General features: G+C 60.9%; 10 protein-coding genes, 1 tRNA gene and 1 pseudogene. 7 read left to right on the forward strand and 5 right to left on the reverse strand.

Translation table 11 applies throughout. The features are described from left to right. The first annotated feature begins 101 nt into the window (after nt 1-101). The 3 genes and pseudogenes from ACHFFR_RS09510 (at nt 102) to ACHFFR_RS09520 (ending at nt 1,989) form a co-directional block, all read left to right on the forward strand. The gene (locus ACHFFR_RS09510) at nt 102-968 is read left to right on the forward strand and encodes an Abi family protein (RefSeq protein WP_394264027.1); all 867 of its coding nucleotides are present in this window, start codon (nt 102-104) and stop codon (nt 966-968) included. 273 nt (nt 969-1,241) lie between these two features. Then, nucleotides 1,242-1,748, forward strand: a pseudogene (locus ACHFFR_RS09515) (SDR family NAD(P)-dependent oxidoreductase). Further along, nucleotides 1,732-1,989 carry an SDR family oxidoreductase gene (locus tag ACHFFR_RS09520; protein ID WP_394264028.1) on the forward strand — a complete coding sequence of 86 codons (258 nt, stop codon included), beginning with the start codon at nt 1,732-1,734 and terminating at the stop codon, nt 1,987-1,989. The pseudogene ACHFFR_RS09515 and the gene ACHFFR_RS09520 overlap by 17 nt, the downstream one beginning before the upstream one ends. Before the next feature lie 39 nt (nt 1,990-2,028). On the opposite strand, the gene ACHFFR_RS09525 is transcribed toward ACHFFR_RS09520, so the two are convergent. From ACHFFR_RS09525 to ACHFFR_RS09535, 3 genes are all read right to left on the reverse strand, one after another. Beyond that, nucleotides 2,029-2,102: transfer RNA gene (locus tag ACHFFR_RS09525), tRNA-Ile, on the reverse strand. 26 nt (nt 2,103-2,128) lie between these two features. Then, nucleotides 2,129-2,995, reverse strand: a complete 867-nt coding sequence (locus ACHFFR_RS09530; protein ID WP_394264029.1) for a 4Fe-4S dicluster domain-containing protein — start codon at nt 2,993-2,995, stop codon at nt 2,129-2,131. A gap of 31 nt (nt 2,996-3,026) precedes the next feature. After that, nucleotides 3,027-3,650, reverse strand: a complete 624-nt coding sequence (locus ACHFFR_RS09535) for a molecular chaperone (RefSeq protein WP_394264030.1) — start codon at nt 3,648-3,650, stop codon at nt 3,027-3,029. Between the two features lie 98 nt (nt 3,651-3,748). Here ACHFFR_RS09535 and ACHFFR_RS09540 point away from each other — a divergent pair, with 98 nt between their 5' ends. From ACHFFR_RS09540 to ACHFFR_RS09555, 4 genes are all read left to right on the forward strand, one after another. Continuing rightward, nucleotides 3,749-4,084, forward strand: a complete 336-nt coding sequence (locus ACHFFR_RS09540) for a hypothetical protein (RefSeq protein ID WP_394264031.1) — start codon at nt 3,749-3,751, stop codon at nt 4,082-4,084. Nucleotides 4,085-4,147: 63 nt separating this feature from the next. Further along, nucleotides 4,148-4,633, forward strand: coding sequence for a Sec-independent protein translocase subunit TatA (tatA, locus tag ACHFFR_RS09545; RefSeq protein WP_394264032.1), 486 nt, complete (start codon nt 4,148-4,150; stop codon nt 4,631-4,633). A 32-nt stretch (nt 4,634-4,665) separates the two neighbouring features. After that, nucleotides 4,666-5,496, forward strand: a complete 831-nt coding sequence (gene tatC / locus ACHFFR_RS09550) for a twin-arginine translocase subunit TatC (protein WP_394264033.1) — start codon at nt 4,666-4,668, stop codon at nt 5,494-5,496. A gap of 2 nt (nt 5,497-5,498) precedes the next feature. Next, nucleotides 5,499-5,756: a DUF6457 domain-containing protein gene (locus ACHFFR_RS09555; protein WP_394264034.1), complete on the forward strand. Its 258-nt coding sequence runs from the start codon at nt 5,499-5,501 to the stop codon at nt 5,754-5,756. Nucleotides 5,757-5,777: 21 nt separating this feature from the next. Here the strand turns inward: ACHFFR_RS09555 and dnaG are convergent, their stop codons facing one another. Next, nucleotides 5,778-7,739: a DNA primase gene (dnaG, locus tag ACHFFR_RS09560; RefSeq protein ID WP_394264035.1), complete on the reverse strand. Its 1,962-nt coding sequence runs from the start codon at nt 7,737-7,739 to the stop codon at nt 5,778-5,780. Between the two features lie 66 nt (nt 7,740-7,805). Beyond that, nucleotides 7,806-9,003, reverse strand: a 1,198-nt coding sequence (locus ACHFFR_RS09565) for a deoxyguanosinetriphosphate triphosphohydrolase (protein WP_394264036.1), incomplete at its 5' end; no start/stop codon positions are given.

Consider the following 9,003-nt stretch of genomic DNA (forward strand, 5'->3'; position numbering starts at 1 on the left):
TCTGGTAGGGTAGCCATATCAGCGCCTCCCCAAGGCTAGAATCTATTGATTTCCTTAAATGCGGGAGGCCTATCTATACCCTTCGTCATCAAGGCAGATCGATGGTTATGGCTAAACCTTTTCTCACCCTCCAACAGCAACTAGACCTGCTCTTGGAGCGCGGGCTCGTTGTTGCTGACAAAGATCTTGCCATCGGCTATTTACGACGCAATAACTATTATCGCTTCAGTGGATACGCAAGAGAATTTCAAAGGGATCCACGCAATCAGCAAAACCAATTTATTCCAGATACGTCATTCGATTTGATCGTGTCTCTGATGGATGCTGATCGAAAACTACGCCGCTACCTGCTTCAGGCTCTAGAGCCAATTGAAATTGCTAGCCGATCAGCGTTCGCTTATTCGGCTGGTCGCATATTTGGAAGCGAAGCTTTCTATTTGGATCGAGTGAACTATCTAGAGATCACACCAGGGCTTGATGCGCTCCTTGAAAAAATCAGAGCACAGCTACGACGTAGTGGCCAACCTTCCGTGGAGCGCTACAGAAATGGCAACGATCTGTCGCAAGTCCCGATCTGGGTAGCCATAGAAGCCATTAGCTTTGGCACATTTGCGAAACTGAGCCAATACCTAGCTGATGGCACCGCAATCAAAGAAACGGCCGATCATCTCTCAATCCAACACACTGGTTTCTCGGACGCTCTCCACGCATTTTCAAACCTTCGAAACAGATGCGCACACCATGGCCAACTATGGAACCGTTCTTTTGACATCGCATTCAAAGTATTGCCGAAAGAAAGACGTGACGCCCCAGAATTCAAACACCCCGGAAGCTACGGCGGAATCATTGTGATCAATCGATGGCTCAAGCGAATTGATCCACAATCGACGTGGTTTGAATCTGTTTCAGATTTCCTGAAAGAGCATCCAGTATATGCCGATGGAATCCTCAATCCGCGAATGAAATAGTCACGAGGTGAAGTCTGGTCGAGCTCTACTTCTTGCTCTAAGTGTCCCGGACTCTCTAACTCCTCATCGTTATTTGGCTGGAGATTCTCGTTCAACAGTGTAGCGACGTTCATCTTTCAATATCGTGCAGGACATTCAATTGAAAATAGTCGGGTTATTCTCTGTTTGGGGGCCTCCGATCAGCCTTCTCAGCCGTCGACGTAACAGCATTTTCCTCTCCCAGCCCACCTGCTACCCTCGAAAACCCACAGAACTCAACGTTGAGGAGACATCATGCTAACTGGACGCACGGCCCTCGTCACTGGCGGGTCTCAAGGAATCGGACGCGGCATTGCCGACGTCCTACGCAAACACGGAGCAAAGGTCGCAGTCACCGGCCTAACCGAAGCCGAACTCACCGAGGTGCGCGAAGCGGGATTCCCCGCCTACGTGCTCGACGTGCGGGACCGCGAGCAGACCAACGAGGTCGTTGGCAAGGTCGCCGAGGAGCTCGGCGGACTGTCAATTCTCGCTGCGAACGCCGGCGTGTACCCGCAGGTGTCCATCGACGAGATGACGGACGAACACTTCGACGACATTTTCAACATCAACGTCTAGGGCATGGTCCACTCGATCCAGGCCGCGCTCCCCTATCTGCGCGAACACGGCGCCGGGCGCATCGTTGTGACCTCCTCGATCACCGGCAACTACACCGGCTACCCCAAGTGGGCACACTACGGTGGCACGAAGGCGGCCCAGATGGGCTTCATGCGCTCGCTCGCGATTGAGCTGGCGCGTTGACGGCATTACCGTCAACGCGGTCCTGCCGGGCAACGTCATCACGCCGGAACTCGAAGCGCTTGGCCAGGCCTACATTGACGAGATGGCAAGCCAGGTCCCGCGCGGAAAGCTCGGCGTGCCGGAGGACATCGGCGAGGCCGTTGCCTACCTTGCCTCGGATGGCGCGGGCTTCGTCAACGGCCACGGGATCGTCGTCGACGGCGGCCAGATCCTGCCCGAGGATTCCGGCGCGCTCGAGTAACTCGGCGCGGACCAACGCGACGATTTCAAGCATAAAAAGTGCCCCCAACAGGACTTGAACCTGTGACCAAGGAATTATGAGTTCCCTGCTCTAACCGTCTGAGCTATGGGGGCTGGCTGGAATAGTGTACCAGCGGATATCACTGGGGCTGAAAACCGGTTGGAGGCGCCATACTGCCGAATGGGTTGTTGCGTCTGAACTCGCACACCTGGCAGAGCGGCCCCTCATGAGCCGGGTGGCGGGCACCGCACTTTTCGCACACTGCGCTTTCGACCACGAACAGCTTTCGCTCGGGATCGTCGAGCAGATCCACCAGTCGCATCTCGCCCTGCACCCACACGCCCTTGACGGGGCACAGCTGCACGCACTGTTGTTCGCCTCGGCACAGTTCGGAGGTTTGCCACAGCACGGAACCAGTCTCGTGATGCAGAAGTGTCAGCGCGTTGTGCGGGCATGCCTGAACGCACACACCGCACGCCGTACAGGCGGAGACCCCAATCCGCAGTCCGCCCAGTTTCGATTCGAGACCCTCTCCCCTGCGCACAAGCCCCTTCGCCGTCAACACCTCGAGCGCCTCGAGCGTGCGGGACGTGTCGTCGCCCTTGAGAGAGATCGGTGGTTTGTCGGTCAGCCCGAGCCCAAGCATGACGCGCCTTGGCACGGGAATCATGCCGAGCTCCAACACCTGCGGGCCGCGGAACATCGCGGCTTTGAGCTCTCCGGCGTCGTAGACCAACCTCGGGGTCAGTGACTGCCACGTCTCGCGTTGCGCGTTGACCTCGCCCGGATTCTCACCGCACGGCAGCACGCCCACACGTTCGACGCCCAGGGCAAGGATCTGAGCCGGAATTCCTACCGGCGCGTCCTTGAGACACCCGTTCCACACCACGCCCTGCCGCTTTCGCCCAAGCTTGGGAACCTCGGTGTGCTCGCACGCGAGCACGACCTCCTGCGGGAGGTCGTGGGCAAACAGCCAGCGCAACAGCGAGGAAACGGCATCACTCATCGGCGTTACATTCGCATTGTCACCGACGGCATCATTGGCCGTCTGTGCGCGTCACGTCATTGAGTGCGGCCAGTGCGGAGCGCGTGAGCACGACGACGGCGCGGTACATCTGCGTCCGTGCATGCAGGTCACACAGGGTCAGCAGATCGTCGGCGTAACGGTCGAGATGATCGCTGCGGAATGAGCGAATCTCCTCAGCCACCGCCGGGTCCTCGCCGGCCTTCGCCACGAGATGCCCCAGATAGCCCAGCTGCACCGCAAAGTGATCGCGGGGGTAGCCCTCCGTCTTTTGCGGCTGATACTCGCGCGCCGCATACCGCTTGTTTAGCGCCTGGACGAGCGGCAACGGCTTCTCGCCCGTGTACTCGGACTCGGCCATCATGAGTTTTCCAGTAGGACCAAACATGGCATTGAAGTCCTCGCCGAGGATAAAGCCCGACTCGTCCGCCTCCGCGATGTTCTCGATGGCAGCCAGGGAATCGTCGTCGCGAATCGGCCACGTGGCCGCCATGTCCGGATCGGTGAACCGCCTCGTAATCTCCGGAGTTGGAGCCTCAACGAAAAAGCGCGAGAGCGAGAACATGGCTGTCGCAATCTGGACCGCACGAACCTTTCGCTCCGGAACGGAATCTTGCCACGGCGTCGTGCTCTCCATATATCCTCCCTGCTCAGGCCCACGTCTTTGCGATAGCGACGACGGGTTCTCGGCTGATCTACCTAGAGGTTACCTTCTATCCAACGTAGGATAAACCCATGGAGTTTTTTGGAATCTCGGGCGCTGAGTTTCTCGTTATTCTCATCGTCGCCACCATCGTGCTTGGCCCAGAGGCCATCACGGGTGCGCTGCGCGGATTCCGAAAAGTTGTGGACGCCGCAAAAGGGTTTTCTGCGCGGGTTCGAGAAGAAACCAGCGCGGATCTCAAAGCGACGGGCTTTCAGGACATGGATCTATCCGCATTCGACATGAGTGGGCTCGATCCTCGGCAGATGATTCGCGAGGCCGTCCAAGAAGAAATGCAAGCCTGGGCGCGGGAAACCGGCGCAGCCCCACCGAAGAAGAAGCCGCCCACGCGTCGCCCACCCCAGTAATATTCACAGGCGGTAGGATGAACTATCACCCCAACCCTCGGCGCAGCCGAGAAAGGAACACTCATGATTAAGCCGTGGCACATTATCGTGTTAATCGTCGTTCTGCTCATCGTTTTCGGCTCTGCCAAGCTGCCAGATATCGCTCGTTCGCTCGGGCAGTCGGCCAAGGTCATGAAGAAGGAACTTCGCGATCTGCAAGACGAGGATGATCCCAAGCAGCTCCCGCCCTCACAGGCGGGCCAGCAAAACTACAACCAGCCCGGCCAGCAGCCCTACCAGAACAACCAGTATGGCCAACAGGCAGGCCAATACGGGCAGGGTTATCCACCTCAGGGCCAGCAAGGAAATCCCCCGCAGGGTAACCCTCCGCAGGGTAATCCCCCTCAGGGCACTCCGCAGCAGGGCAATCCCCAGCAAATTCACGGGATGGACCAGACGGTTCAGCAGACGGGTAACCCCCAGCAGATTCACGGCATGGACGAGCAGCTAGGCCAGCACGGCCAGCAGCCGGGCGAGCCTCAGGCTGACGGTCAACAACAAAATCAGTGAGCCCCCGGAGGCGCTACAATCCCGAGGGAGTCATGCCCATTCGCGAACACCTTCGCGAACTACGTAAACGGCTCCTCCTTTCACTCGTCGGCATCGGAATTGGCGCGGTAGTCGGTTGGTACCTCTATGACCCGGCCATGGAGTTTATTACCCGACCCCTCACGCGCATCACCTCCCAAGAGGCGATCCTCAATTTCGACACGATCGGCGCAGCCTTCGATTTAAAGCTCCGGGTGGCGGTGTGGATCGGCACGATCATCTCCAGCCCCTGGTGGGTCATGCAGATTTTCATGTTCATCTCCCCCGGCCTCAAGCGTCGCGAACGATGGCACGTCATCGCGTTCGCACTGGTGGGCGTGGTGCTCTTCGCCGGAGGCGTGTTCTCCGGCATGCGCATGGCCCCGCTCGCCGTAGAAATCTTGACGTCGTTCAATCCGGACAACTCGGCGAGCTTCCTGCGCGCCACCACCTACGTCACGTTTTACATGCGCCTCGTTATGGCCTTCGGCATCTCTTTCCTCTTGCCGGAGATCCTCGTGGTGCTGAACTTTATGGGCCTCATGTCCGTCAAGACCATGCTCAAGCATTGGCGCTGGTTCGTGGTTTTGGCGTTCGTGTTCGCGGCGATTGCCAACCCACTGCCCTCGCCCTGGCCGATGACGATTCAGGCATTCGTCCTAATCGGCCTGTATTTAATCGCCGTGCTCGTCTCGTACATCAACGAGCGCACCCGCAAGCGCCGCCGCGCACGCGAGGAAAGCCAACTCGATCGCGAGCTTGAGCGCCTCGATCAAGCGGCGCAGCCGGCCACCGACATTTCAGACGATCAACCCTTTAGCCACCCCACACAACAGGAGGAATAACAATGGCAGACGAAGCAAAGAAGATGGAAATCATGGGCGAATGGCTCGACGCCGTCGCTGACGAACTCGGACTCGACTCAGCCGCCTACGAACGCAACCGCGACGAGCTGCTCGATCTCACCGCAAAGATCGCGCACGGCCCCTCGCGCCCGGGCGCACCGATGACGCTGTTCCTGATCGGCCTCGCAGCCAACGGCGGCGAGGACGTGTCGGCTCTCATCACGAAGGTCGAGGGCCTCCTCGCCCGCTACGAGGACTAGCGAATCGCCCGGCCGCCTCGATCAGGTGTCGGTCTCGTCGAAGAGCCGCCGCTGGGTTTCGAGCTCGACCAAGCGTTCAAAGAGCTTGGTTTGCTCCTCGGAATCCGGGGCGGCTCTTTGCACGCGCCCGCGAACTTCGGCGATCTGGCGCGTGATACCCTGCTTGATCAGCGACATCATGATGCCCCGCACGTAGGGCCACTGCCGGTCCGACTTCAACTCCGGTAGCGGTTCCACGGCCAGTTGAGTGATGGCTTGGGCGACGACGCCGTCCGCCTGCTCGAGCACCTGCTCGACGTACCAGCTCGTCGCCTTCGCTTCCAGATCCTCGGTGTGACCAGAGGCTTTCAACTGCTCGACGCGCTGCTCGTACAGAACCACGCCGCCGGCCGCGCGAATGGCATCGTGAACCGCCTGATGGGTGGGAACGCTAAAACTCTGCCCCGGTAGGTCCTGCGCATTCGCTGCGCGTGCCAGACCCGGTAGCTGGAGCATGGCCTCGAGGGCCTGGCGCTCGACGCGTGCGATGGGATCCTTGAGCGAGGCGCGCGGGGGCAATGCGCTCGTCGGCTGCGGCGCCTCGACCGGGGTCCCGTCAGCCCATTCGAGCTGCTGAGGCGCGCGCGAGGAGTGCGCGACGGTCTGGTACACCATCCGCTCATCCATCCCGAGCCAGCCGGCAAGTTCGCGGATGTACTCGGCGCGCAACACGCGATCGCGGATGCTGGCAATTACGGGCGCTGCCGCCCGTAGGCCAGCCGTTCGGCCCTCGGCGGTATGCAGCGGAGCGCCTTCCAGAATCGACTTGATGACGAACGCGAAGAGGGGCTCGCGCCCGTCCACCATCTTCTTCACTTCCTCATCGCCGTAGGCCAGCCGCACGTCGCACGGATCGAGCCCACCCGGCGCGATCGCCACGAACGTCTGCGCGGCAAAGCTTTGGTCCTCCTGGAAGGCTCGCAGGGCGGCTTTCTTGCCCGCCTCGTCTCCGTCGAACGTGAAAATCACTTCGCCGCCAAAGGCCCTGCCGTCGGAGAGGATCACTCCGGCAGCGGGGTTCGCCGAATCGCCGAGCAGGCGCCGCACGATCTTCACGTGCTCCTCACCAAACGCCGTGCCACACGTGGCAACGGCATGCGGGACGCCCGCTAGGTGCGCAGCCATGACGTCCGTATACCCTTCGACGACGACGATGCGCCGGTCCCGAGCGATGTCCCGTTTGGCGAGGTCGAGCCCGTAGAGCACCTGCGACTTCTTGTAGATCATCGTCTCGGGGGTGTTCAGGTACTTCGGGCCATCCCCCTCGCCGAGCATGCGGGCGCCGAACCCGATCGTGTCTCCGGTAATTGAACGGATCGGCCACATGACGCGGCCGCGAAAGCGGTCATACACTCCGCGAGAGCCTTGCGTCACGAGCCCGGAGGCCCGAATCTCCTTGTCGGTGAATCCGTTGCGGCGCAGTTCTTTCAGCATCGCGTCCCACGAGTCGGGCGAGTACCCCACCCGGAAATGGGCGATGGCATCGGCGTCGAAACCGCGCTCATCGAGCATCTTGCGAGCCTCTGCCGCGTCGGGCGTGGCGAGTTGACGCACATAGAATTCTTCGGCCACGCGGTGTGCGTCCACGAGCCGCGAGCGCGTCACGTCCTTTGGGCCGCGCTCGGTGGGCCGCGCGCCCTCCTCGTATTGAAGGGATACGCCGGTTTTCTCGGCAAGGAATTCCACGGCCTCGACGAACGAGATGTGCTCGATGTTCATAATGAACGAGATGGCGTCCCCGCCCTCGCCACAGCCAAAGCAGTGGTAGCGCCCCACGTGCGTGCGCACGTTAAACGAGGGCGTCTTTTCATCATGGAACGGGCACAGGCCCTTCATTGATCCCACACCCGCGGGCTTGAGGGTCACGTATTGGCTGACGACGTCCTCGATGCGCGCGCGATCGCGCACGTCCTCGATGCTTTGTTTCTTAATCAGGCCAGCCACGCCCTTATATTAGCCCCTCGGCGCCGGGGCGCGTTGGGTTCTTCCCACAGCCGACCCACTGCGCGCCTAGTGGCGCAGCATTCCGCAGTACCGCGCGTGCCACAGGCGCGCGGATTGATCCGTTAGGGACGCAATTTGATCGACGACGACGCGCAGTCGGCTCGCGTCATCCTCCGCCTCGTTCCACATCTCAACGAAGTGGCGCTCGAGCCGGTCAAGCGGCGCCTCCGAGATTGCGTCGGCCAGGTCCATGATGAGCGTGCGCTGGTCGTAGTAGACCGGTTCGTACTCTCGAGGCGCCATGACGTAATGAACCGCGAGGCCCTTAAGGAAGGTGATTTCGGCGAGGGTCTCGCGCGGGATCGTCACGCCGGCGTTGTAGCGCACCATCGGCTTTCCCTCGCTGGCATCCAGACTTGCCGCGCAAATGGCCGAGACGAAGCGGCCGATCAGATCCGAGGTCAAATCCTTGAGCTGGGCGAGATCACGCAGCGTGCCGCTGTAGCCGGCAGGCCACGAACGCATCGAGAACAGTCTTTCGGCAGCTCCTGCCAGCTCGTCACCGCTCACCGCCTGCCCGTACCACGAGAGCGTGGAGCCAACGACGGCGTCGATCTGCGACTCGCGATCGGCTCGGAACTGATGCGGCACGAGGTAGCTGCGCACGATCGCGTCTTCGATGTCGTGGATCGAATAGGCGATGTCATCCGACAGATCCATGATCTGAGCCTCGGCACACTGACCAGTGCTCTCAATCCCCTCGCGCACCCACGCGAATGCGGGCAGATCTGACTCGTAGACGCCGAACTTGCTCGAGAACTCCCCGTAAGGACCCTCCGACTCGGCCCACGGGTACTTGATCGTCGCGTCCACCATGGCGCGCGTGAGGTTCAAGCCAGCCGGGCGGCCGTCGTCGTGAAATCTCTTCGGCTCCAGGCGGGTCAGGATGCGAAGTGTCTGGGCGTTGCCCTCGAAACCGCCGATGCCGGACGCAATGCCGTTCAGCGCGCGTTCGCCATTGTGGCCAAAGGGCGGGTGGCCGATGTCGTGGGCGAGGCAGGCCCCTTCCACGAGGTCCTGATCGGCGCCGAGGTTCTTAGCCAGTGAGCGACCGATCTGTGCCACCTCGAGTGAGTGAGTGAGGCGGGTGCGAATGAAATCGTTGGATTCGGGGCCCATCACCTGCGTTTTGGCGCCCAGGCGGCGCAGCGCCGAGGAGTGCAGCACGCGCGCCCGATCGCGCTCGAAATCCGTGCGAGAGGGG

Source organism: Trueperella sp., assembly GCF_043424875.1.
In the GTDB taxonomy this organism is placed as follows: Bacteria; Actinomycetota; Actinomycetes; order Actinomycetales; family Actinomycetaceae; genus Trueperella.